At 69.7% G+C, this 23,378-nt stretch carries 21 protein-coding genes; 16 read left to right on the top strand and 5 right to left on the bottom strand.

Features of this window, described 5'->3' with window-relative positions; translation table 11 throughout:
- Positions 1 to 5: 5 nt before the first annotated feature.
- Positions 6 to 614 carry a hypothetical protein gene (locus ACK4K7_RS07810; protein ID WP_431864947.1) on the top strand — a complete coding sequence of 203 codons (609 nt, stop codon included), beginning with the start codon at positions 6 to 8 and terminating at the stop codon, positions 612 to 614.
- Positions 611 to 1,975 (top strand): SPOR domain-containing protein, encoded by a 1,365-nt coding sequence (locus tag ACK4K7_RS07805; protein ID WP_431864945.1) that lies wholly within the window; start codon positions 611 to 613, stop codon positions 1,973 to 1,975. Before ACK4K7_RS07810 ends, ACK4K7_RS07805 begins: the two co-directional genes overlap by 4 nt.
- Positions 1,976 to 2,013: 38 nt before the next feature.
- On the opposite strand, the gene ACK4K7_RS07800 is transcribed toward ACK4K7_RS07805, so the two are convergent.
- The 4 genes from ACK4K7_RS07800 to ACK4K7_RS07785 all read right to left on the bottom strand — a co-directional run bounded on the left by ACK4K7_RS07800 (position 2,014) and on the right by ACK4K7_RS07785 (position 6,573).
- Positions 2,014 to 2,946, bottom strand: a complete 933-nt coding sequence (locus ACK4K7_RS07800) for an aspartate carbamoyltransferase catalytic subunit (RefSeq protein WP_431864944.1) — start codon at positions 2,944 to 2,946, stop codon at positions 2,014 to 2,016.
- A 66-nt stretch (positions 2,947 to 3,012) separates the two neighbouring features.
- Positions 3,013 to 4,938: an alpha/beta fold hydrolase gene (locus tag ACK4K7_RS07795; protein WP_431864942.1), complete on the bottom strand. Its 1,926-nt coding sequence runs from the start codon at positions 4,936 to 4,938 to the stop codon at positions 3,013 to 3,015.
- Between the two features lie 52 nt (positions 4,939 to 4,990).
- Positions 4,991 to 5,410, bottom strand: coding sequence for a Holliday junction resolvase RuvX (gene ruvX, locus ACK4K7_RS07790; protein ID WP_431865219.1), 420 nt, complete (start codon positions 5,408 to 5,410; stop codon positions 4,991 to 4,993).
- A 53-nt stretch (positions 5,411 to 5,463) separates the two neighbouring features.
- Positions 5,464 to 6,573 carry a DUF3089 domain-containing protein gene (locus ACK4K7_RS07785; RefSeq protein ID WP_431865217.1) on the bottom strand — a complete coding sequence of 370 codons (1,110 nt, stop codon included), beginning with the start codon at positions 6,571 to 6,573 and terminating at the stop codon, positions 5,464 to 5,466.
- Positions 6,574 to 6,702: 129 nt separating this feature from the next.
- Between ACK4K7_RS07785 and ACK4K7_RS07780 the strand changes: the two genes are divergently transcribed.
- From ACK4K7_RS07780 to ACK4K7_RS07740, 9 genes are read left to right on the top strand one after another with little or no spacing between them, the layout of a single operon-like run.
- Entirely contained in the window at positions 6,703 to 8,502 is a 1,800-nt protein-coding gene (locus ACK4K7_RS07780) for a DUF4153 domain-containing protein (protein WP_431864941.1), read from the top strand.
- A 45-nt stretch (positions 8,503 to 8,547) separates the two neighbouring features.
- The gene (gene gatC, locus ACK4K7_RS07775; RefSeq protein WP_431864940.1) at positions 8,548 to 8,835 is read left to right on the top strand and encodes an Asp-tRNA(Asn)/Glu-tRNA(Gln) amidotransferase subunit GatC; all 288 of its coding nucleotides are present in this window, start codon (positions 8,548 to 8,550) and stop codon (positions 8,833 to 8,835) included.
- Between the two features lie 14 nt (positions 8,836 to 8,849).
- Positions 8,850 to 10,331 carry an Asp-tRNA(Asn)/Glu-tRNA(Gln) amidotransferase subunit GatA gene (gatA, locus tag ACK4K7_RS07770; protein ID WP_431865215.1) on the top strand — a complete coding sequence of 494 codons (1,482 nt, stop codon included), beginning with the start codon at positions 8,850 to 8,852 and terminating at the stop codon, positions 10,329 to 10,331.
- A 31-nt stretch (positions 10,332 to 10,362) separates the two neighbouring features.
- Complete coding sequence (locus ACK4K7_RS07765) at positions 10,363 to 10,650, top strand: AbrB/MazE/SpoVT family DNA-binding domain-containing protein (protein WP_431864938.1); 288 nt, start codon at positions 10,363 to 10,365, stop codon at positions 10,648 to 10,650.
- Complete coding sequence (locus tag ACK4K7_RS07760; RefSeq protein ID WP_431864936.1) at positions 10,647 to 11,054, top strand: type II toxin-antitoxin system VapC family toxin; 408 nt, start codon at positions 10,647 to 10,649, stop codon at positions 11,052 to 11,054. Before ACK4K7_RS07765 ends, ACK4K7_RS07760 begins: the two co-directional genes overlap by 4 nt.
- Complete coding sequence (gene gatB / locus ACK4K7_RS07755; RefSeq protein WP_431864934.1) at positions 11,047 to 12,522, top strand: Asp-tRNA(Asn)/Glu-tRNA(Gln) amidotransferase subunit GatB; 1,476 nt, start codon at positions 11,047 to 11,049, stop codon at positions 12,520 to 12,522. Before ACK4K7_RS07760 ends, gatB begins: the two co-directional genes overlap by 8 nt.
- Positions 12,523 to 12,581: 59 nt before the next feature.
- Positions 12,582 to 13,652, top strand: coding sequence for an extracellular solute-binding protein (locus ACK4K7_RS07750; RefSeq protein WP_431864932.1), 1,071 nt, complete (start codon positions 12,582 to 12,584; stop codon positions 13,650 to 13,652).
- A complete protein-coding gene (locus tag ACK4K7_RS07745; RefSeq protein ID WP_431864930.1) occupies positions 13,643 to 15,256 on the top strand; it encodes an ABC transporter permease in 1,614 nt (537 codons plus the stop codon). The genes ACK4K7_RS07750 and ACK4K7_RS07745 overlap by 10 nt, the downstream gene beginning before the upstream one ends.
- A gap of 10 nt (positions 15,257 to 15,266) precedes the next feature.
- On the top strand, positions 15,267 to 16,301 hold the full coding sequence (locus tag ACK4K7_RS07740; RefSeq protein WP_431864928.1) for an ABC transporter ATP-binding protein: 1,035 nt from the start codon (positions 15,267 to 15,269) through the stop codon (positions 16,299 to 16,301).
- A 201-nt stretch (positions 16,302 to 16,502) separates the two neighbouring features.
- Here the strand turns inward: ACK4K7_RS07740 and ACK4K7_RS07735 are convergent, their stop codons facing one another.
- Positions 16,503 to 17,900 carry an alanine/glycine:cation symporter family protein gene (locus tag ACK4K7_RS07735; protein ID WP_431865214.1) on the bottom strand — a complete coding sequence of 466 codons (1,398 nt, stop codon included), beginning with the start codon at positions 17,898 to 17,900 and terminating at the stop codon, positions 16,503 to 16,505.
- A gap of 92 nt (positions 17,901 to 17,992) precedes the next feature.
- Here ACK4K7_RS07735 and glmM point away from each other — a divergent pair, with 92 nt between their 5' ends.
- From glmM to folP, 5 genes are all read left to right on the top strand, one after another.
- On the top strand, positions 17,993 to 19,327 hold the full coding sequence (gene glmM / locus ACK4K7_RS07730; RefSeq protein ID WP_431864927.1) for a phosphoglucosamine mutase: 1,335 nt from the start codon (positions 17,993 to 17,995) through the stop codon (positions 19,325 to 19,327).
- A 1-nt stretch (position 19,328) separates the two neighbouring features.
- A complete protein-coding gene (gene thiD, locus ACK4K7_RS07725) occupies positions 19,329 to 20,144 on the top strand; it encodes a bifunctional hydroxymethylpyrimidine kinase/phosphomethylpyrimidine kinase (protein ID WP_431864926.1) in 816 nt (271 codons plus the stop codon).
- 78 nt (positions 20,145 to 20,222) lie between these two features.
- Complete coding sequence (locus tag ACK4K7_RS07720) at positions 20,223 to 20,828, top strand: ribonuclease HII (protein ID WP_431864924.1); 606 nt, start codon at positions 20,223 to 20,225, stop codon at positions 20,826 to 20,828.
- A gap of 184 nt (positions 20,829 to 21,012) precedes the next feature.
- Positions 21,013 to 22,143, top strand: a complete 1,131-nt coding sequence (locus ACK4K7_RS07715; RefSeq protein ID WP_431864922.1) for a site-specific DNA-methyltransferase — start codon at positions 21,013 to 21,015, stop codon at positions 22,141 to 22,143.
- A 15-nt stretch (positions 22,144 to 22,158) separates the two neighbouring features.
- Positions 22,159 to 23,241 (top strand): dihydropteroate synthase, encoded by a 1,083-nt coding sequence (gene folP, locus ACK4K7_RS07710; protein WP_431864920.1) that lies wholly within the window; start codon positions 22,159 to 22,161, stop codon positions 23,239 to 23,241.
- The last annotated feature ends 137 nt before the right edge of the window (positions 23,242 to 23,378 follow it).

Raw genomic sequence — 23,378 nt, 5'->3', positions numbered from 1 at the left:
CCCAGATGAACGCATCAAGGCCTTTCGCCTCGCTCTCCTCCGGCCTCCTCGCCCGCAAGGGCGCGGCCAAGCCGGCCATGCGTCCCCAAGGATTCGTCCAGGGCGCGAGCCTCGAGGATCTCGGCTGGAACGACATGGGCGTCGCGGAAGCGCCGCCCCTGCGCGAACATGTGCCGAGCCCCATCGACGCGCTGACGCCGGCACCGCGCCCGGCCCCGGTCGAAGAGCTTCCGACCGAGGCGGAAACCGCGCTGCCGCCGGTGGTCGAGCAGCAGCGGGCGATCGCCGAAAGCTTCGCCGAACCGGAAGCGGTCTACGAGCCGGTTGCCGAACCCGAATCTGAACCCGAACCGGTCGCGATCCCGGCCGCCGTCGTGAAGCTTCCGCGCCGCCGCGCAAAGGCTGGCGCCGTGGCCAAGGCGAAGGCCGCCTTCACGCTGCGGCTCGACGCCGACCGTCACCTCAAGCTGCGGCTCGCTTCGGCCATCCTCGGCCGTTCGTCGCAGCAGATCGTCACCGAAGCCCTCGACGATCTCATCGCCTCCCTTCCCGAGGTCGAAGCGCTGGCCGGCCGCGTGCCCGCCGGAACGCTCAAGCGGAGCTCAAGGACATGAACCAGCTGGCCATCAAATTCGCCGTCTCGACGATGGTGCTCGGGAGCACCATGGTGGGCTGCTCGCTCGACTGGCAGATGTACGGCATCGCAAGCGCGTCGGCCAAGGCGGTGCGCGCCGAGCAGGATGCCGGGCAGCTGTTCCAGCAGGCGCATGCCGCGCTCCAGCGCGGCGACGCCGCCGCGGCTCTCGGCCTCGCCGAGCGTGCCGTCGAGCTGTCGCCGCGCGACTCGGCCTACCGGATGCTGCTCGCCGACCTCTACGTGAAGAGCGGCCGCTTCGCTTCGGCCGAAGCGACCTACCGCGACGTGCTGGAATTGCAGCCCGACCATATCCGCGCCGGCCTGACGCTGGCGCTGTCGCAGATCGCGCAGGGCCGCAACGGCGCCGCGCTCGGCCAACTCGACCTGCTTGCCGGGAAGGCGTCGGCGGGCGATCTCGGCCTTGCCTTCGCGCTCGCCGGCCAGCCGGAACGCGCGATCGAACTGCTCGAGCCTGCCGCCCGCGCGGCGGATGCCAACGGGCGGGTGCGGCAGAACCTGGCGCTTGCCTATGCCCTCGCCGGCGACTGGCAGCGGGCGCGCGTCGTCGCCGCCCAGGACGTCTCGCCGGACGAGCTTTCCGCCCGGCTCCAGCAATGGGCGGCGCTCGCGCGCAGCGACGCGCCGTCGGCGCAGGTCGCGGCCTTGCTGAACGTCACCCCGGCCGAAGATCCGGGCCGCCCCGCGCGGCTCGCGCTGGCGCCGCTCGCGCCGGAGCCTCAGCCGGTCGCGCTCGCCGCGGTGGAGCCGCCGGTGGTCCCCGCCGAGCCGGTCCAATATGCTTCGCTCGCGCCGGTGGCGCCCGATTTCTACGCGCCCGCCGCCGCGGAAACGCAGGCGGTGGAAACGCCAACCGTCGAAGCCGACGAATTCGCGCCGCTGGTGCTTCGTCCGGCGGAGACCCGCGCCGAACCGCTGCTCGCCCCGCGCGCCGAGCCGCGCGTGGAGCCGCTGCGCCCGGCCGCCGCGCCGGCTGCCCAGCGTCCGGTCCGTGCCGCCGCCAGCGGCGTGCATTCGGCCCGTCCCGGCCGCTTCGTCGTCCAGCTCGGCGCGTTCAGCAACGTCCAGAATGCGGAGCGCGCCTGGGCCGATGCGGAGCGTCGCTACGGCTTCGCCCAGGCGCAGGGCGTCACCACCACCTTCGATCATGGCGGGCGCACGCTCCACCGGGTCGCGGTCGGCGGCTTCGACGATCAGGCCGCCGCGATGCGCGCCTGCCAGTCGGTGAAGGCCAAGGGCGGCGCCTGCTTCGTGCGCGGCGTCGCGGGCGATACGCCGGTTCAGCTCGCCTGGGCGAACGTGCGCCGCACCCGCGCCTGAACTTCACGACACCAGGTTCCTCCCGGGGCGGTCGGCGGCTACGTCGGCCGCCCCTCCCTTTTGGCGCGGGTGAGATGGTCGAGCACCGCCATCCGGACCGCGACCCCGGCCTCCACTTGGTCCCATATGGCGGACCGCTCCGGATCGTCGGCGACGTCGTCGGCGATCTCGACGCCGCGGTTCATCGGCCCGGGATGCATGACGAGCGCGTCCGGAGCGGCGCGGGCGAGGCGCGCGCGGGTGAGCCCGTAGCGCGCGTGGAAATCCTCCAGCGTCGCGATCTCCGCCGCCTCCATCCGCTCGCGCTGGTTGCGCAGCATCATCACCACGTCGGCGCCGTCGATCCCTTCGTCCATGTCGGTGAAGGTCGGTGCCGGGGCGTCCTCGGGAAGCAAGACGGACGGACCCACCAGGCGCAGCTCGGCGCCGAGCTTCGGCAGGCAGGCGAGGTTCGACCCGGCGACGCGGCTGTGGCGGATGTCGCCGCAGATGGCGACCTTCAGTCCCTCGATCCGGCCCTTGCGGCGGCGAATGGTGAGGGCGTCGAGAAGCCCCTGCGTCGGATGTTCGTGGGTGCCGTCGCCGCCGTTCACGACCGCGCAGCGCACCACTCCGGCGATCTCGTCCGGCGCGCCGCCGATGCTGTGGCGCACCGCGATCACGTCCGGCCGCATCGCGTCGATTGTGCGGGCGGTGTCGGCCAGCGTCTCGCCCTTCTTCACCGAACTGTGCTCGACATGCATGTTCACCACCTGCGCGCCGAGCCGCTTGCCGGCGATCTCGAAGGAGACGAGCGTGCGGGTGCTGTTCTCGAAGAAGGCGTTGACGATGGTGAGGCCGGACAGCCGGTCGTCCTGTCGGCGCGGCCGCCGGTTGAAGGCCAGCCAATGTTCCGCCTCATCGAGCAGGAACAGGATCTCGTCCGCGCTGAGCGCGGCGAGACCGAGGAGGTGGCGGTGCGCGAAGGCCATCGCTGCCGCGCATAGCGGGGCGCGGGGCGAGGTCAAGCCGCCGTCCGCGCGCCCCACCGGGCTCGGTCAGCGCCGCAGATGCTGGTCGAGGAAGCGCAGATAGGCCTCGCTGGCGTCGATCCGGTTCTGCTTGCGCAGGAAGCCGTGGCCTTCGTCCGGGAAGAGCAGATATTCGACTGGCACATTGTTCGCGCGGACGGCGGCGACGATCTCGTCGCTTTCCACCTGGAGGACGCGCGGATCGTTCGCGCCCTGCACGACCAGCATCGGGCGGCGGATGTTGGTCGCATGGAATAGCGGAGAGATCGCCCGGTGCCGCTCGGCGTCGGTCGCCGGGTCGCCCATCTCGTCGAACAAGGCCACCCGCTGCGCGCCCCACCATGCGGGGATCGATTCGAGCGTGCGCACCCAGTTGGTGACACCGAACACGTTGATGCCGGCGTCGAACACTTCCGGATGGAAGGCGAGGGCGGCCGCCGTCAGATAGCCGCCATAGGAGCCGCCGGCGACCGCCACCCGGTCGGAAATCCAGTCCTGCGAGGCCAGCCAGTCGCGCGAGGCGACGACGTCCTTGAGGTCCACGTCGCCGTGGCGCCTGTCGTCCATGTGGAAGAAGGTCTTACCGTAGCCGGACGAGCCGCGGTTGTTGATCGCGTAGACGGCATATCCGTTGTTCACGAGATGCTGGACCATCGCCGAATATCCGCGCCGGCTCTGCCCGCCCGGCCCGCCATGAACCCACACAACCGCCGGCACCGGATTGGAGGCGCTCGCCTCGCGCGGGCGGTAGAGAATGCCGGGGATTTCGAGCCCGTCATAGGAGCGGAAGCGGACCACCTCGCCCTCCACCAGCTGGCGCTCGTCGATGCGGGGATTGAGCGCGGTGGTGAGGCGCCGTGCCTGGCCGCTCGCCAGATCGGCGACGAAGATGTCGGCGGGCGAGGTGTCCGAGGCGACGGTGAAGGCGATCATCGTCTCGCCCGGATTGAAGCGCACGCCGCCGATGTCGCCTTCCGGAATGCCGCGCAGCGTCACCGGCCGGTTGGTGCGGGTGTCGGTGATGGTGAGCCGGGTGGACGCATCCTCGTTCAGCGCATGTACCCGGTAGCGGCCGCTCGGCGAGTGGCTGACGAACATCACGTCCCAGTCGGCCTGGATCAGCGGCTTCTTCTCTCCGGTCGCGAGGTCGTGCGTCCAGGCTTGGCCGAACTCCCCATGCTGGTTGGTCGAATAGACCAGCGCGCGCCCATCGGGGGTGAAGCCGTAGACGCCGAACGCGACATTCCCCTCATGAGGGGTGATGCGCTCCGGCCGGGCGGAGCCGCGCAGGTCGGCAAGATAGATGTCGCTGTCGGCGCTCGAATGCGCCTTGACCAGCGCAACCCAGCGTCCGTCGCGCGACACGGCGGCCGGCATATAGCCCTCATTCTCGAACAGGCGCTGCCGTTCGTAAGTCGTCGAGTCATAGGCGTAGACGTCGAACATCTGCGGATTGCGCTCGTTCGTCGCGACGAAGAAGCGCTTGCCGTCGCCGCTCCAGCCGATGAACATCGCCTTCAGATTCTCGCCCGGCGTCAGGTCGCGGACGCTCCCGTCCCGCTCCCGCACGAACAGGTGGTTGAGCTCGTTGCCGCCCTGATCGAATGTGTAGAGCAGCCGGTCGTCGGCGGGGAACAGGCTGGCGCCATAGGTGGCGTTGTCGCTCGACGCGGTGAGCGGCACCGGATCGCCGCCGGCCAGCGGCAGCAGATAGGCGTTGAACACGCCCGAACGGTCGCTGTTGACGAGCAGCGAGCGGCCGTCGGCGGTGAAAGCGTAGCCGTCGGGCGAGGCCATGCCGAAGACGGTGGTCTCGAAGAAGTCGCGGGCCGAATAGCGCACCGGCTGCCCGGCCGCGGGCCGCGGCGCCGCCGCGCCCTGTTCGGCCGCCTGGGCCGGAGCCGCGAGGATCAGGCTGGTGGTGCCGAGCAGGATCGCCGTCATGAATCGCATATATCCCTCCCTGTGTGTTGCCAGCACAATACAGAGGCGCGAATGCGAAAGTCTAGGGGGTGACGAGCCCGCCCATGGCGAGGCCGTCGATCGCGCCCTGGAGGATGTAGGCGGCGGCCATCTTGTCGACGAGCTCGGCGCGGCGGGCGCGGCTCGCGTCCGCGTCGATCAGCGTCCGGGTCACCGCCTGCGTCGACCAGCGCTCGTCCCACAGCAGGATCGGGAGGCCGAGCGGCGCGAGGTTGCGGGCGAAGGCGCGGATCGACTGGGTGCGCGGGCTGTCGCTGCCGTCGAGATTGAGCGGGAGGCCGACGACGATGCCCGCGACGCGCTGGTCGCGGGCGATGCCGCGCAGCTTGTCGAGGTCGGCGGAGAATTTGGCGCGGCGGATGAGGTCGGCGGGGGTCGCGATGGTCCACTGCGAATCGCACAGCGCGACCCCGATGGTGCGCGTGCCCACATCGAGGCCCATCAGCCGTCCGCCGCTCGGCAGCGCGCTTCTGAACTCCGAGGCGGCGGCGGTGATCACGACCCGTTGAAGGCGGCAAGCCGGCGCGCGGCGTCCGCCCGGATGTTCGCCCAGAACAGGGCATAATCGTAGACGTGGTAATTGTTGCCGAACAGGACGTAGGGGCCGAGGTTCGGCGGGTTCTCGCCGATCAGCAACAGGCCGCGCACGTCGCAGCGTGCCGGAACGGCGCCGGGGCGAAGATCGGCTTCGGTAAGGTCGGCATTGGGGAAGAGCGTGCCGAGATTGGAGTCGCGGCCAGCCTCGCTCCCCGACATGCCGGTGAGCGGATTGACGCACAGCATCGGCGATCCGGCGCGGGAGACGCCGCCCGGGCCTTCGGACGCGTCGTAGACGTCGGTCACCATCTTGGGATCGGCCGGCTCGCCGAAGCTCTGCCATGAAAGGATGCAGCCCGCCTGATCCGCCGTTTCGCAGCCGGGCAGGCCGAGCCCCGGCAGGTCGGCGCTGATCGACACCGGCCAGCCCACCACATAGGCCGCGGCGATCCTCCCCCGCTCGGGCGCCCCGGCGATCCGTTCCTGGAGCAGGCGGATGAGGTGGAGGCTGCCCTGGCTGTGGGCGGCGAGCAGGATCGGGCGGTCCGAGGGCGCTTGCGCGATGAACGCCTCATAGGCGGCGAGCACGTCGCGATAGGCGAAATCGAGCGCCTTGTCGGCATCCTCGCGACTAGTCAGGAAAGCGCCGAACGTCGCCTGACGATATTTGGGCGCCCAGATGGCGGCGACATTGTTGAACGCGCTCGCCTGGCTGCGCACGAACAAGGCGGCGCGATTCTGCGAATCCTGATGATCGAGCGGCGCGTTCCAGGCGCTGCGCTCGAGGAAGCTGGTCGGGTGGACGAAGAACATCGCCGCGCCGGGCTCCGCCGCTGCCGCGATGCCTTCCGGAGTCCACAAAGCGGGATTGTCGCCGATGTCGGGTCGCGCGATCCACATCGCGGCGTCGGCATAGGTCATCCCCTCGGGCGCCGCGATCTCTTCGAACGCGACGGTCGGCACCGAGGTGAAGCGCAGCAGTTCGTTGCCCCAGATTCGCAACGCCAGCGCGCCGGCGATCACCAGCACCGTCAACCCCGCCACGATCCACAAAAAACGCTGCGCCACGAACCTCTCCACGCCCGAAGCGCGTAACATCAGCATCGCCGCGCCGCTTTCAAGTGCGGCCGCCGCCGCCTTCGTCCCGACGGAGGACGCCGTGTTGCGCCGCCCGCGGCTTTGGGACAGGCTGGGCACATGGGGGATTCACTGGACGATTCGGATGCAAGCGGCCTGCATGGCGCCTGGCCGCTGCGCGCGCTGTTGTTGCTGGCGCTTGGCGCCGCGGTGGGGGTGTCGGCTTATCTGCTGATGCGGGGCGACGAGCCCTGGCGGATCACCGACGATCGGCTGAGGCTCGCGGTGGGCTCGCTGATCATCGTCGGCGGCGCCGTGTTCGCTTTCGTGCTGGAACGGCAGCGCTGGCTATGGGCGGTCGGCTTCGCACTTGCCGCGGGGCTCGCGGTCGGAGGCGTCACCTTCTGGGCGGCGCCGGAGGACCGGTGGACCGCGGGCGGGCCCTGGCAGCTTTTTTCCGCCCTGATCGCGGTCGCCGTCGCGGCGCCGCTGTTCCAGACCGCGCGCGACTTCGGCCGGTGGAGCCCCGATTATCGGGCGATCCACGCCCACGCCTGGACCAACGCCGTCCTTTGGTTCGCGGCCTGGCTGTTCGTGCTCGTCACTTTCCTGCTGATGATGTTGCTGGCGGAGCTGTTCTCGCTTCTCCAGCTCCGTTTTCTTCGCGAGCTCCTCGGCAAGAGCTGGTTCCTCTGGATGCTGACCGGCGGCGTGTTCGGCGGTGCGGTCGGCATGCTGCGCGACCGGGATCGCGTTATCGGGCTGCTGCAGCGCGTCGTGACGGCGATCCTGTCGGTGCTCGCCCCGGTGCTTGCGATCGGGCTTGTCCTGTTCGTGGCCGCACTGCCGTTCACCGGGCTCCAGCCGCTCTGGCGGCAGACCGCGTCGACGACACCGATCCTCCTGTCCTGCATTCTCGGCGCGATCCTGTTGATCAACGCCGTGATCGGCAATGCTCCCGAGGAGGAAGGCAGAAGCCCCGTGCTCCGCTACAGCGCGCTGGCGCTGGGCGCCGTGATGGCGCCGCTTGCCGTGGTCACCGTCCTCTCGCTCGCACGCCGGATCGGTCAGCACGGCTTCACGCCCGACCGGCTGTGGGCAGTGGTGTTCGTCGCCATCCTGTCGGCTTATGCCGCCGCTTATCTCTACGCGCTCCTGAAGGGGCGGCAGCGCTGGGGCGGCGAGGTGCGGCGCGTAAATCTCGGCCTTGCGGTCGGCCTGTGCCTGCTGACCTTGCTGCTCGCCACTCCCTTGTTCGACGTCGGTGCGATCTCCACCCGCAATCAGCTCGCCCGCCTCGAGAAGGGAGCGGTGTCTCCGGAGAAGTTCGATTGGAGAGCCATGCGGTTCGAGTTCGGACCCGCAGGCCGGCGCGCGGTCGAACGGCTCGCCCGTAGCGGGCCCAGCGCGGAGATCAGGGCCGCCGCCGTCGATGCGATGCGCATGAAGGACAGATATGCCTCCTCCGACGACATGGACCAGCCGGCGCGCGAGATCGTTGTCCGACCGAATCCGGTCACCCTTCCGGATGCGCTTCGTAAAGCGGTGCTGAACCCGGATCTCGTGCCTTTCCCTCCCTGCTCCCGCGCAGGTCAATGCACCCTGTTCTGGCAACCCGGCGCAGCCACCGCGATCGCGCTCGACGACGGCTGCGCGGCGCTTGCTCCGGCGGAGCAGACGGACCCGGAGAGACGATGCACGGTCCAGGTCACCGTCTTCGAGATGCGCGGGAATGATTGGCAGAGGATCGACCGGGCTGTCGGAGCCGAGGTTCTGACGCGCACCACCACGCGCGATGCCACGCGGGAGATGTTGCAGCGGGAGCGGGAAGCGATCGAGCGGGGCGAAGTGGAACTTCGCGAGGTCACCCGGGGCCAGGTGTTCATCGGGGACCGGCCCGTTTCCCGCGCCTTCGAATGACGGCAGCCGCTTGAAGGGCGCCCGAACCACTGCTAGCGCGCGCCCATGTCCGTCGACACCGATACCGTCCGCCACATCGCCAAGCTTGCCCGCATCGCCGTCACCGACGACGAAGTGGCCGCGCTGGCGCCCGAATTGTCCAACATCCTCGGCTGGATCGAGCAGCTGCAGGAGGTGGACGTGAGCGGCGTCGAGCCGATGACCGCCGTCATCCCGAACAGCCTGCGCCTGCGCGCCGACGAGGTGACCGACGGCGGCATCCGCGATGCCGTCCTCGCCAATGCGCCGGTCGCCGAGCACGGCTTCTTCGCCGTCCCGAAGGTGATCGAATGATGATGTCCCACGCCGTGAGCGACCTCACCGACCTCACCGTCGCCGGCATCCGCGACGGCTTTCGCGCCGGCGACTTCTCCGCGCGCGACGTCGCCGAAGCCTTCATCGCCAATGTCGAGAAGGCGAGGGGCCTCAACGCCTTTGTCGTCGAGACGCCCGATCATGCGCTCGCCGCCGCCGACGCGGCAGACGCGGCGCGCGCCTCGGGCGAGTTGAAGCCGCTGTCGGGCGTCCCGCTCGGCATCAAGGACCTGTTCGCGACCAGGGGCTGCCAGACCACCGCCGGCTCGCGCATGCTCGGCGGCTTCGAGCCGGTCTATGAGAGCACGGTGTCGGGCAACCTGTTCGCCGCCGGCGCGGGCATGCTCGGCAAGCTCAACATGGACGAATTCGCCATGGGCTCGTCGAACGAGACCAGCGCCTGGGGCAATGTCATCTCGCCCTGGCGGCGCAGCGACGGCGGCAATGCCGCGCTGACGCCGGGCGGCAGCTCGGGCGGTTCGGCGGCCGCGGTGGCGGCGCGGCTCGCGCCGGGGGTCACCGGCACCGATACCGGCGGCTCGATCCGCCAGCCCGCCGCCTTCACCGGCATTACCGGCATCAAGCCGACCTATGGCCGCTGCTCGCGCTACGGCATGGTCGCCTTCGCCTCCTCGCTCGACCAGGCGGGGCCGATGGCGCGGGACGTCAAGGACTGCGCCATCCTGCTGGAGGCGATGGCCGGTTTCGATCCGAAGGATTCGACGTCGCTCCAGCTCGACGTACCGGCCTGGGAGCGGAACCTCTCCGCCGACATTCGCGGCAAGCGGATCGGCATTCCCAGGGAATACAGGATCGAGGGCGTTCCGGACGAGATCGACGCGGCCTGGGAACAGGGCATCGCCTGGATGCGGGATGCGGGCGCGGAGATCGTGGAGGTGTCGCTGCCGCACACCCGCTACGCGCTTCCCACTTACTATATCATCGCTCCGGCGGAGGCGTCTTCCAACCTGGCGCGGTACGACGGTGTCAAATACGGCTTGCGACAGCAGCCCGACAAAGGCGGCCTGGCCGACATGTACGAGGCGACCCGCGCGGCCGGTTTCGGCGCCGAGGTGAAGCGCCGGATCATGATCGGCACCTACGTGCTCTCGGCCGGTTTCTACGACGCCTATTTCAACCAGGCGCAGAAGGTGCGGGCGCTCATCGCCCGCGATTTCGAGCGGGTCTGGGAGAGCTGCGACGTCATCCTCACCCCGACCGCGCCGAGCGCCGCCTTCGGCCTCGGGGAGAAATCGGACGATCCGATCGCCATGTATCTGAACGACGTCTTCGCGGTGCCGGCGAGCCTCGCCGGCCTGCCCGCGATCTCGGTCCCGGCCGCGCTCGACCGCCAGGGCCTGCCGCTCGGCCTGCAGTTCGTCGGCCGCGCGCTCGACGAACAGGGCGTCCTGAACGCCGCGCTGGCGCTGGAGGAACGGGCGGGCTTCACCCACCGGGCCGAGGCGTGGTGGTGACAGGTAATACCGATCTTGGTAATACTGGCGCATGAACGAGCAGCGCAATCTGACGGTGAAGGGCCAGGTGACGATCCCCAAGGACGTACGCGACGCGCTCGGCCTTCGTCCGGGGGAGCCGGTCGAGTTCGAGCGGCGCGGCGACGAGGTCGTCATCCGTAAGGGCATGCCGACTCACAGGGCGGCCGAAGCGCGCCAGGCCGACATGCGGCGGCGCATCGCAGAAGCGCGGACGTTCGCCATTCCGCTGACGGAGATGACGGCCGACGACTATATGGCGGGGGTTCGCGAGCCGGTTCCGGTCCAGCGCGGCCGATGATCTTCGTGGACAGCAACGTGCTGATCGACCTCATCGAGCCGGACGGCGCGTGGCGCGACTGGTCGGAGCAGGCGATCGTCTCCGCCGCCGAGCCGCTCGCGGCCAACGCTGTCGTTCTTGCCGAAACCGCGCGGCAATTCCGCACGGTCGAGGACCAGAAGCGGTTCCTCCAAACCCTCGGCATCGCGTTGCGGCCGATCGACGAAGCGGCGGCGTGGCGCGCCGGACGCGCCCATGCAGATTATCGCGCGGCCGGCGGTACCCGCGAGGCCATTCTCGCCGACTTCCTGATCGCCGGCCATGCCGCCGCCCTCGGCGCGACATTCCTGACCCGCGATCGCCGCCGGGTCGCAACCTATTTCCCCGAACTCGAACTCATCACACCTGAGGAAGACAATGGCTGACGCCGCCGCATCCATCTATCGCATCCAGGGCGCGACCGGCGCGTGGGAGGTCGTGATCGGCCTTGAAGTCCATGCCCAGGTCACCAGCCGCGCCAAGCTCTTCTCCGGCGCCTCGACGGAATTCGGGGCCGAGCCCAACAGCCAGGTCAGCCTGGTCGACGCGGCCATGCCCGGCATGCTGCCGGTGCTGAACGGCGAATGCGTGCGCCAGGCGGTCCGCACCGGCATGGCGCTCGAGGCGCGGATCAACCGCTTCTCGCGTTTCGACCGCAAGAATTATTTCTACGCCGATCTGCCGCAGGGTTATCAGATCAGCCAGCTCTACCATCCGATCGTCGGAGAGGGCGAGGTGACGATTGAGTATGGCGACGGCGAGACCAAGAGCGTCGGGATCGAGCGCATCCATCTGGAGCAGGATGCGGGCAAGATGCTGCACGACCAGCATCCGTCCTTCTCCTATGTCGATCTCAACCGCTCGGGCGTCGCGCTGATGGAGATCGTGTCGAAGCCTGACATGCGCAGCCCCGAGGAAGCGGGCGCCTATGTGCGCAAGCTGCGCTCGATCCTGCGCTATGTCGGCTCGTGCGACGGCAATATGGAACAGGGCTCGATGCGCGCCGACGTGAACGTGTCCGTGCGCCGGCCGGGCGAGCCGTTCGGGACGCGCTGCGAGATCAAGAACGTCAATTCCGTTAGGTTCGTGCAGGCGGCGATCGAATATGAGGCGAACCGCCAGGTCGACCTGATCGAAGGCGGCGGAACGGTGGTGCAGGAGACGCGGCTGTTCGATCCGGACAAATGCGAGACCCGCTCGCTCCGCTCAAAGGAGGAAGCGCACGATTATCGCTACTTCCCGGATCCTGACCTGCTGCCGCTCGAGCTGGACGACGCGTTCCTCGAAGATTGCCGGGCCAGCCTGCCCGAGCTGCCGGACGCCAAACGGCGCCGCTATGAGGAACGGCTCGGCCTGTCGCACTATAATGCAAGCGTGCTCACCGCCGAGGTCGAGACCGCGCGCTGGTTCGAGGACCTGCTTTCTCATGTCGGCGAGCAGCATGCCCAGCGCGCGGCCAACTGGCTGATGTCCGATCTGTTCGGCGCCTTGAACCGGCTCGGCAAGTCGATCGTCGAGAGCCCGGTCTCCCCCCGTCAGGGCGCCGAACTGATCGGCCTGGTGACCGACGGGACGCTGTCGGGGACGCTCTCCAAGCAGGTGTTCGAGATCATGCTCGAAACCGGCGAGGATCCGGCCGCGATCGTCGAGGCGCGGGGGCTGAAGCAGACGTCAGACACCGGCGAGATCGAGCGGGTGATCGCCAGCGTGATGGAGGCCAATCAGGACAAGGTCGCCGAATATCGTGCCGGCAAGGACAAATTGTTCGGCTTTTTCGTGGGCCAGACCATGAAGGCGATGGGCGGCAAGGCCAATCCGGGCGTGGTGAACGAGCTGCTGAAGAAGGCGCTCTGACTCTCCACTTGCGAATGGTTCTCAATAGCGTTAGGCAGCTCTCCAAAGGAGACGCCCTTATGAAATTCGGAAAATGGTTGGCCGCCGCGGCGGGTGTTCTGGCGCTGGCGGCTTGCGGGCAGCAGGCCGGGAACGATCAGGGGGCGGCGCAGCAGGGCGGGGGCGCCGGCGCGGCCGGCGGCGAGGTAAATCTCTACACCGCGCGCCACTATGACAGCGACCTGGCGCTCTACGACCGTTTCACCCAGCTCACCGGCATCCGCATCAACCGCATCGAGGGCAATGCCGACCAGCTGATCGCCCGCATGACAAGCGAAGGCGAGCGCAGCCCGGCGGACGTTTTCATCACCGCCGACGCCGGCGCGCTGTGGCGCGCGCAGCAGGCGGGCCTGTTCCAGCCGGTCCAGTCGCAGGTGCTGGGGGAGGCGGTGCCCGAGAATCTGCGCGAGCCGCAAGGCCATTGGTACGGCTTCTCGCGCCGCGCCCGCATCGTTGCCTACGATCCCGAAAAGGTCCGGCCGGAGGAGATCGACACCTATGAGAAGCTCGCGGGCGAGCGGTTCCGGGGCAAGCTGTGCGTCCGTTCGGCCGACAGCGTCTACAATCTGTCGCTGGTCGGCGCGCTGATCGAAGCCTGGGGGCCGGAGCGCGCCGGGCAGTGGGCGCAGGGCATCGTCGCCAACATGGCGCGCGCGCCGGAGGGCGGCGACCGCGACCAGATCCGCGCCGTCGGGGCGGGCGTGTGCGAGGTCGCGCTCACCAATTCCTATTACTACATCCGCATGGCGAACGGCGAGGACGCCAACGACCGTCAGGTCACCTCCCGGGTGCTGCTCGCCTTCCCCAGCCTTGACGGCCAGGGGGCGCACGTCAACATTTCGGGCGGCGGCGTCGCCCGCCATGCGCCGAACCGCGACAATGCGCAGCGGCTGCTCGAATTCTTCGCCTCGGCCGAGGTCCAGCAGCATATCGCCCGCAACAACAACGAATTCCCGGCGAGCCCCGGCGTCCAGGCGCCGCCGCCGGTCGACGCCTTCGCCAACTTCCAGGCCCATCCGATGCCGGTCGCGCGCTTCGCGGCCCGGCAGCCGGAGGCGCAGAGCCTGATGAGCCGGGCGGGGTGGCGCTGACGAGCGGCCTCGCGGCGGCCGGGACGCTCCGGCCGCCGAAGGGCGGTCGGGAATTCCCGCTGCTCGAGCTTCTGGCGGGGCTTGCCGCGCTGGCGGCGGCCCTGCCGCTGATCGGTGTCCTGCTCGCCGCCTTTTCGGGGCCGGGCGCGGACATCCCGCTACGCGACGTCGCGCGCTATGCCGTCACCTCCGCCTGGCTGGCCCTCCTCGTCGGGCTGATCACCGCCGTCGCCGGCTCGCTCGCCGCCTGGCTGGTGGTGATGCACCGCTTTCCGGGCCGGTCCTTCTTCGCCTGGGCGCTCGCGCTGCCGCTCGCCGCGCCGGCCTTTGCGCTCGCTTATGCCTATGCCGATCTGTTCGACGTGGCGAGCGGGCTGCGCATGTGGATGCGCGCCAGCCTGGGCGTCGACCTGCCGTTCGAAATGCGCAGCATCCTCGGCGCCGCCTTCGTGCTCGGCTGCGCCTTCTACCCTTATGTCTATCTCGCGATGCGCGCGGCCTTTCTCAACCAGTCGGTCGCCGTGCTGGAGGCCGCGCGCACGCTCGGCTGCACCCAGCGCCAGGCGTTCGTCCGCGCCGCCATGCCGCTTGCCCGTCCGGCGCTCGCCGCGGGCGCGGCGCTGGCGGTGATGGAGACGCTTGCCGATTACGGCGCCGTCCAGTTCCTCGCCGTGCAGACGCTCACCACCGGCGTCGTCCGGGCCTGGTCGGTCTACGGATCGACCGCCGGCGCGGCTCAGTTCGCGCTGCCGTTGCTGGGCGCGGCGGCGCTGCTGCTCTGGATCGAGCGGCGCGGGCGACGCGGCAAGAGCTTCGATGCGGCCAACGCCAAATGGCGGCCGCTGCCGGTGACCGACCTCGCCGGCTGGAAGGCGGCGGGCGCCAGCCTCTTCTGCCTGTTCCTGCTGACCGCCGGCTTGCTGCTGCCGGTCGGCTGGCTGTTCTGGACGTCGCTTTCGATCACGCCCGAACTGCCCCGGCTGGTGCGTGCCGGCATTCACAGCCTGGGGCTCGGCGTCGGAGGCGCGGCGGTCACGGTAACGCTGGCCGCGGCGCTTGCGCTGGGCGCGCGCCGGATCCCGGCCGCGGCCCGTCTCGCCAGTCTCGGCTATGCGACGCCGGGCGCGGTGATGGCGATCGGCCTGCTCGCGCCCGCCGCCATCATCTGGCGGATGAGCCCCAATGCGTCCGGCTTCGGCATCGGCATCGCCTTGCTGATCTACGCTTATGCGGCCCGGCTGATGGCGGCGGCGCTGGAGCCGATCGACGCGGGCCTCGCCAAGGTCACCCCCTCGATGATCTGGGCGAGCCGGAGCCTCGGCCGCAGCGCCGGAGGCGCGGCCTGGTCGGTCCAGCTTCCGGTCGCCAGGGGCTCCCTGCTCACCGCCGCCCTGGTCGTGTTCATCGACGTGCTGAAGGAGCTTCCGGCCACTTTGATCCTGCGCCCGTTCAACTTCGACACGCTCGCCGTCATCGCCAACAATTATGCGCTGGACGAGCGGCTGGGGCAGGCGGGTTGGCCCTCGCTGGGGATCATCCTCATCTCGCTGCCGGCGGTGATGTTCCTCAGCCGCAAGATTGCCCTTTCCCGGCCCGGCACCTAAGCGGCCCGTGATGTCCGACGCCATCGTCCTGTCCGCCCGTTCGGTGTCGAAAAGCTATGGCGGCGCGCCCGCCGTCCGGGAGGCGAGCCTCGACCTGCGCTCCGGCCGGATTACCTGCCTGCTCGGCCCCTCCGGCTGCGGCAAGAGCACCTTGCTGCGCCTTCTCGCCGGCCTCGAGCCGTTGGACGGGGGCGAGATCGAGGCGGCGGGCCGCCTGCTCTCCGCGCCCGGCCGGACGGTGCCGCCGGAGGGGAGGGGGGTCGGCCTCGTCTTTCAGGACTTCGCGCTCTTCCCCCATCTCAACGCCGCGCAGAACGTCGCCTTCGGCCTGTCGGGGCTTGCCGCCCGGGAGAAGGTGGCGCGGGCACGCGCGCTGCTCGGCCAGTTCCGCCTCGCCGACCGGGCGGAGGCCTGGCCCCACACCCTGTCGGGCGGCGAGCAGCAGCGGGTGGCGATCGCCCGCGCATTGGCCCGGGAGCCGCAAGCGATCCTGCTCGACGAGCCGTTCTCCGGCCTTGACGGCGATCTCAAGGCGGAGGTCCGCCACGCCGTGCTGTCGGGGCTGCGCGAAGCCAAAGCCGGCGTGCTGATCGTTACCCACGATCCCGAGGAGGCTCTGTTGATGGGGGACGAGCTCGCTTTGATGGCGGGAGGGCGCATCCTTCAATGCGGCCCCCCGCGCGACTGCTATTTGCGTCCGGCGACGCTGGCGGCGGCGCGGCTGCTGGGCGAGGCGAACGTGCTCCCGGCGCGGGTCGCCGACGGCAGGGCGGTCACGCCCTTCGGCGACATGCCCGCGGCGGGGCAGGGGGAGGGCGCGGCGCTGGTGATGGTGCGCCCCGAAGGCCTTTGCCTCGATCCCGCCGGCCGGGAGGTCGAAGCCGTTCGGGTGCGCTTCGGCGGCGCCTTCCACGAAGTGACTTTGCTGTCGGACGGCACCGAGGCGACGCTGCGTCTCGCCGGCGGCCCCGCTCCTGAAAAGGGGCCGGTGCGGGTCCGCATCGATCCCGAGCGCGCCTGCATCTTCCCGGAAAACGCCGCCTGAAGAAAAAATCGCGGGCACTGCATTTTTCCCCGGAACCCGGACCCGCCTTCGTCGTTCTACCTCCCGAAGATCGGCAGCTCCCCTCCCCCCCCAACTGCCGATCATTTACGTGCCCCGGCCCCAGGCCGGGGCACAATTCATTTGGGGGATCCGCAATTGAAGAGCCGCGCGCGGCCGGCGGGACGCCCGCCGGCCGGAGGATCAGCTTTGCCGCTCGCCGCGCTTGCGTGCCTGGATATAGGCGGAGATTTCGCGCTTCAGGTCGGGCGCGAACAGGTAGAGGGCGATGATGTTGGGGATCGCCATCAGGAAGAAGGCGCTGTCGATCAGGCCGACGACGCGGCCCAGGTCCAGCACCGCGCCGATCGGCAGCAGCAGCACGTAGAGCGCCTTGAACGTATATTGCGCCGCGCGGCTGTCGCCGAACAGATAGCCCCAGCTCTGCAGGCCGTAAAAGCCCCAGGCGCACAGCGTCGAGAAGCCGAACAGGAAGACGGCGATCGCCAGCACGGCCGGGAACCAGGGCGCGACCTGTTCGAAGGCGGCGGAGGTGATCTCCACGCCCTCCAGGCCCTGATTGTAGGTGCCGGCGACCACCATCGCCAGCGCCCCGAGCGAGCAGATGACGACCGTGTCGATGAACGGTTCGAGCAGCGCCACCATGCCTTCCGATGCCGGCACCCGGGTGCGCGCCTGGGCATGGGCGATGACGGCCGATCCGATGCCGGCTTCCGACGAGAAGACCGCCCGCCGCATGCCGACGACGAAGGCGCCGATCGCGCCCCCCGCCACCGCCTGACCGGTGAAGGCGTCGGAGACGATGAGCGCGACCGCGGCCGGGATCGCCGAGACGTTCAGCGCCAGGATTGCGAAAACACCGGTGAGATAGACGATCGCCATCAGCGGAACGAGATAGGAGGTCACCCGCCCCAGCCAGGTGACGCCGCCCAGCACCACGAACGCCACCAGGAAGGCCATGACGGCCCCGTAGGTCCAGCGCACACCGGTGCCGTCCGTCCAGTCCGCCGCGGCGGCGACGGCGACATAGGATTGGTTCACCTGCAGCATCGGCAGCGCGCCGATCAGGGCGAAGGCCGCGTAGAAGCCGCCGAGCACCAGCCCGAGCTTCGCCCAGCCCTTGGTCGCGAAGCCGTTCTTCAGCGTATACATCGGCCCGCCGCGGATCCGGCCGTCCGCCGTTTCCTCGCGGAAGCGCAGGCCGAGCGTCACTTCGGCGCATTTGAGCGTCATCGCGAACCAGCCGATCACGAACATCCAGAAAGCGGCGCCCGGCCCGCCGACGGTCAGGGCGACCGCCACGCCGGCGATGTTGCCGAGCCCGACCGTGCCGGAGATGGCGGTGGTGAGCGCCGCAAATTGCGACACCTGGCCCGGCGCGGTCTTTTCGCGCGCGCTCTCGCGCAGATCGCGAATCGCGATGCCGAGGCCGCGCAGGTTCGGAAAGCCCAGCCACGCCGTGAAGAACAGCATCGGGAAGGCGAGCCAGAGCACGATCAGCTCGATCTCCACCCCCAGCAGCGGAACGCGCGTGAAGACGGCGGCCTCGAGGCTGTCGATCCAGCCGCCCAGATGATCGATCGGGTTCAAATGCGTCGCTCCGCCTTGCATTGGCACGAACCTCGCTTCATGTCCGCTTCCATGCTGCGGCGCAACCAGGGGATGTCATCGAAATGACGCGCAAATTCTTCGGCACCGACGGAATCCGGGGCCGCACCAACACGATGCCGATGACGGCCGCGATGGCGCAGCGGATCGGGCAGGCGGCGGGCGCGCACTTCCTGCGCGGCGACCACCGCCACCGCGTGGTGATCGGCAAGGACACCCGCCTGTCCGGCTACATGATGGAAACCGCGATGATCTCCGGCTTCACCAGCGTCGGCATGGACGTGGTGATGGTGGGGCCGGTGCCCACTCCGGCGGTGGCGATGCTCACCCAGTCGATGCGCGCCGATCTCGGCGTCATGATCTCCGCCAGCCACAACAAGTTCATCGACAACGGGATCAAGCTGTTCGGCCCCACCGGCTACAAGCTGTCGGACGAGGACGAGGCCGCGATCGAAGCTCTGCTCGAGGTCGAGCCCAGGCTCGTCCCGGCGGAGGAGATCGGCCGGTCGAAGAAGATCGAGGACGCGCGCGGCCGCTACATCCATGCCGCCAAGCTCACCTTCCCCCCGCACCTCCGGCTCGACGGCCTCCACATCGTCGTCGACTGCGCGAACGGCGCCGCCTACCAGGTCGCGCCGGCCGCCTTGTGGGAATTGGGCGCGGACGTCACCGCGATCGGGGTGTCGCCGAACGGCGTCAACATCAACGAGGGCTGCGGCTCGACCGACACCCGCCTGCTCCAGAAGACGGTGGTGGAAAGCGGCGCCCATATCGGCATCGCGCTCGACGGCGACGCGGACCGGCTGATCGTCGTCGACGAAACGGGCGCGGTGATCGACGGCGACCAGCTGATGGCGCTGATCGCCTGTTCCTGGAAGCGGCGCGGCATGCTGCGCGGCGGCGGCATCGTCGCCACCGTCATGTCGAACCTCGGCCTCGAACGCTTCCTTGAACGGCAGAGCCTGAAGCTGGAGCGGACCAAGGTCGGCGACCGCTATGTGCTCGAGACGATGCGCGCGCAGGGCTACAATGTCGGCGGCGAGCAGTCCGGCCACATCATCCTTTCCGATTATGCCACGACCGGCGACGGACTGGTGGCGGCGCTGCAGGTGCTGGCCGAGCTGGTCGTCGCCGGACGTCGGGCCAGCGAGCTTCTGCGTCAGTTCGAGCCGCTGCCGCAGCTTCTCAAGAATGTCCGCTTCGAAGGCGGCACCCCGCTCGAAACCGACGGCGTCAAGGCGGCGATCGCGGCGGGCGAGCAGCGCCTTTCGGGCACCGGCCGGCTCGTCATCCGCAAATCCGGCACCGAACCGCTGATCCGGGTCATGGCGGAGGGCGAGGACGAGGCTCTGGTCGCCGAGGTGGTGGACAGCATCTGCGACGCCGTGAAGGCCGCCTGACATGGTCCCGGCCCGCATCCTCGTGATCGCCGGATCCGACAGCGGCGGCGGCGCCGGGATCCAGGCGGACATCAAGACGATCGCGATGCTCGGCGGCCATCCGATGACAGCGATCACCGCGCTCACCGCCCAGAACACGCTCGGCGTCAGCGGCGTCATGCCGGTGCCGTCCGATTTCGTGGTGGCGCAGATCGACGCGGTGATGTCCGATCTCGGCGCCGATGCCGTCAAGATCGGGATGATCGGATCGGCCGAGGTGGCGGAACGTGTCGCCGACCGCCTCGTCGGCTTCGCGCCGCTGCCTCTGGTGTTCGATCCGGTGATGGTCGCGACCAGCGGGGCGGTGCTGGCCGACGAAGCGACCATCGCCGCCTTCGAGCGGCTGATGGCGATCGCCGCGCTCGTCACGCCCAATCTTCCCGAGCTCGCCGCGCTAACCGGTCGCGGGATCGACGACCTCGCCGGGCTCGAAGCGGCGGCGCTGGCGCTCGCCGGGCGGACCGGCGCCGCGGTGCTCGCCAAGGGCGGGCATCTTCCCGGCAAGCTGCTCACCGACGTGCTGGCGCATGACGGCCGCATCCTGCACCGCTGGGAGGCGGAGCGGATCGAGACGACCAACACCCACGGCACCGGCTGTACGCTCGCCAGCGGCATCGCGGCCCTGCTCGGGCGCGGTCACGCGCTGATCGACGCCGTCACCGGCGCGCGCGAATATGTGCAGGCCGCGATTCTTCGGGCGCCCGGCCTCGGCGGCGGCCATGGCCCGCTCAGCCACGTGCTCGGCACCGTCCCTTGGGAGCTGGCGCGCCGCGTCTGACGGCTTATCCACAGCAAATCGCTCGCGGAATTCAGCTTTCGCTTGGCAGCGCGGCGGCCGCCCCGATAGGCTTTCGCCATGGCCAAGCCGCCTTGTTTCAGGATCGAACGCGAACTCGCCATGCCTGTGGTCGGCGTGGACGAGGCGGGCAGGGGGCCGCTCGCCGGCCCCGTCGTCGCGGCCGCGGTGATCCTCGACCGCAAGCGCTGCCCGCGCGGCATCGACGATTCGAAGAAGCTGTGCCTTGAGATGCGCGAGACGCTCTACGGCAAGCTCCGGCAGGTCGCCCGCGTCGGCATCGGCATCGCCAGCGTCGAGGAGATCGACCGGTTCAACATCTTCTGGGCGACCATGCTGGCGATGACCCGCGCGGTCGAGGCGCTAGGCGTCGAGCCGGGCATGGTGCTGGTCGACGGCAACCGCTGCCCCGACTGGCGCTATCCCTCCAGGGCCGTGGTGGAAGGCGACGCGCGCAGCCGGTCGATCGCCGCCGCCTCGATCGTCGCCAAGGTGACGCGCGACCGGATCATGATGGAGGAAGCGCGCAATTTCCCCGGCTATGGCTGGGAAACGAACAAGGGCTACGGCACCGCCGAGCATCAGCGCGCGCTCGATCGGCTGGGTCCGACCCCGCTGCACCGCCGCAGCTTCGCGCCGATTCGCCAACATATGCTGGCGCTGTGAGTCTTTCCCGCCACACCACTTCATATTGAGTCCTGGCCGGCGGGGCCGCCGCTAAATCTAGCGGGGACTCCTTTCGTTCCCGCAACATTTGGCGCCATGCCGCCGGCGGCGGCCAAGCTGCTGATCTTGACCGCGGAGTCCGGCTGACTCAGCATGGCCCCACATCGAACGGGGGTCTAACGAAATGAGCGTGATGGGTCGTGTGGGGGCGTTGCGGCGGCCCGTGAAGCAGAAGCCGGCGCCGGAATTGCCGCTCGGGACCATCATCGAACAGGATTGCGTGCGCGCCATGGCCGCGCTCCCGGACAATTCGGTCGACATGGTCTTCGCCGATCCGCCCTACAATCTGCAGCTCGGCGGCGACCTGTTCCGGCCCGAGGGCGGGCGGGTCGACGCGGTCGACGACGATTGGGACAAGTTCGCGACCTTCGCGGATTACGACGCCTTCACCCGCGCCTGGCTGGCGGAGGCCCGGCGCATCCTGAAGCCGGACGGCACCTTGTGGGTGATCGGCTCCTACCACAACATCTTCCGGGTCGGCGCGGCGCTTCAGGATGCCGGCTACTGGATCCTGAACGACATCGTCTGGCGCAAGTCGAACCCGATGCCGAACTTCCGCGGCACCCGCTTCACCAACGCGCACGAGACGCTGATCTGGGCGTCGAAGAGCGAGGACAGCCGCTACACGTTCAACTATCGCGCCATGAAGGCGATGAACGACGAGCTGCAGATGCGCTCCGACTGGGTGATCCCGATCTGCTCGGGCGGAGAGCGGGTGAAGACCGAAGGCGTCAAGGCGCACCCGACGCAAAAGCCGGAGGCCTTGCTCTACCGGGTGCTGCTCGCCTGCACCAATCCCGGCGACGTGGTGCTCGACCCCTTCTTCGGCACCGGCACCACCGGCGCGGTCGCGCGGCGGCTCGGCCGCAACTGGATCGGGATCGAGCGGGAGGCGCGCTACGTGAAGGTGGCGCGCGCCCGCATCGAATCGACGCTGCCGCTCGATGAGAGCGCGATGAAGACGATGGGGTCGAAGCGCGCCCAGCCGAAGGTGCCGTTCGGCGCCCTCGTCGAAACCGGAATGATCGAGCCGGGCGCGGTGCTGACCGACGCCAAGCGCCGCTGGACCGCCCGGGTGCGGGCCGATGCCTCGGTGGAGCTCGGCGAGAAGCAGGGCTCGATCCACCAGATCGGCGCCGCCGCCCAGGGCGCGCCGAGCTGCAACGGCTGGACCTTCTGGCATGTCGCGCAAGGCGAGGCCCTGGTTCCGCTCGACCTGCTGCGCCAGCGCTACCTCGCCGCGGCGGCGGACTGAGCGCGGGCGCCAGCGATGACCGGCCGCATCTATCTCAGGCCCACCGCCTTGGTCGACGCGCCGTTCGGGCTCGACGGGCAGGTGGCGCGGCTGGCCGGGGGCCTCAGCTTCTTCGCCGCCGTCGAAGTGCTGGAGCGCGGCCGGCCGGGGGTCGCCGAGCTTCTTCCGGTGGCCGAGGTCGAGGCGGCGCTCGGGCGGCTGGGGGAGGGGGCGCGCCTCGCCTGGTCGCGCCTCACCGCGCCGCGCCCGCCGCTGCGGCTCGGCGAGCGGGTGGTCCGGCTCGATCAGCCGCAGGTTGTCGGCATTCTCAACGTGACGCCCGACAGCTTTTCGGACGGCGGCGCGCATGACGGGCCCGAAGCGGCGGTCGCGGCCGGCCATGCGATGGCGGCGGCCGGCGCCGCCCTGATCGACGTCGGCGGCGAATCGACCCGGCCCGGCGCGGCGCCCGTCTGGGAAGGTGACGAGATCGCGCGGGTCGAGCCGGTGGTGCGCGGGCTCGCCGCGTCCGGCGCGGCGGTGTCGATCGACACGCGCAAGGCCGCGGTGATGGAGGCCGCGCTCGCCGCGGGCGCGGCGCTGGTCAACGACGTCTCGGCGCTCGGCTGGGACGACCGTTCGGCCGCGGTCGCGGCGCGCGCCGGCTGCCCCGTCGTGCTGATGCACCACCAGGGCACGCCCGAGACGATGCAGCAAGATCCGCGCTACGACGGCCCCGTTCTCCTCGACGTCTATGACTGGCTGGAGGCGCGGATCGCGGCCGCGGAAGGCGCGGGCATCGCGCGCGCCGACATCATCGTCGATCCCGGCATCGGCTTCGGCAAGACGGTGGCGCACAATCTTCAGCTGCTGAACGGGCTGGCCCTGTTCCACGGCCTGGGCTGCCCGCTGATGCTGGGCGCGAGCCGCAAGCGCATGATCGGCGCGCTCGCCAACGAGGCGCCCGCCGACCGCCGGCTCGCCGGTTCGCTCGCGCTCGCGCTGAAGGGCGCCGAGCAGGGCGCGCAGCTGCTGCGCGTCCACGACGTCCCCGAAACGGTGCAGGTGCTGCGTATCTGGCGGGGGCTGCGCGACGCCGCGCTGACGCCGCCGATCTGAAGCGCCCGCGAAATCCGCCGTCGCCTTCTTGACGGGCCGGTGCGTCCGGCCCATATGGCGGCTCCGGCGGTTGGGGCTTGTGCCTGCAACTGTTTGGAAGGTTTCGGGAATTTTCGATTTTCCCGGGATCCGCCTCT

Origin of the sequence: Allosphingosinicella sp., from assembly GCF_046295735.1 — a bacterium.
In the GTDB taxonomy this organism is placed as follows: Bacteria; Pseudomonadota; Alphaproteobacteria; order Sphingomonadales; family Sphingomonadaceae; genus Allosphingosinicella.
The sequence above is the reverse complement of the archived record's forward strand: the minus strand, read 5'-3'. Positions and strand labels throughout refer to the sequence as shown.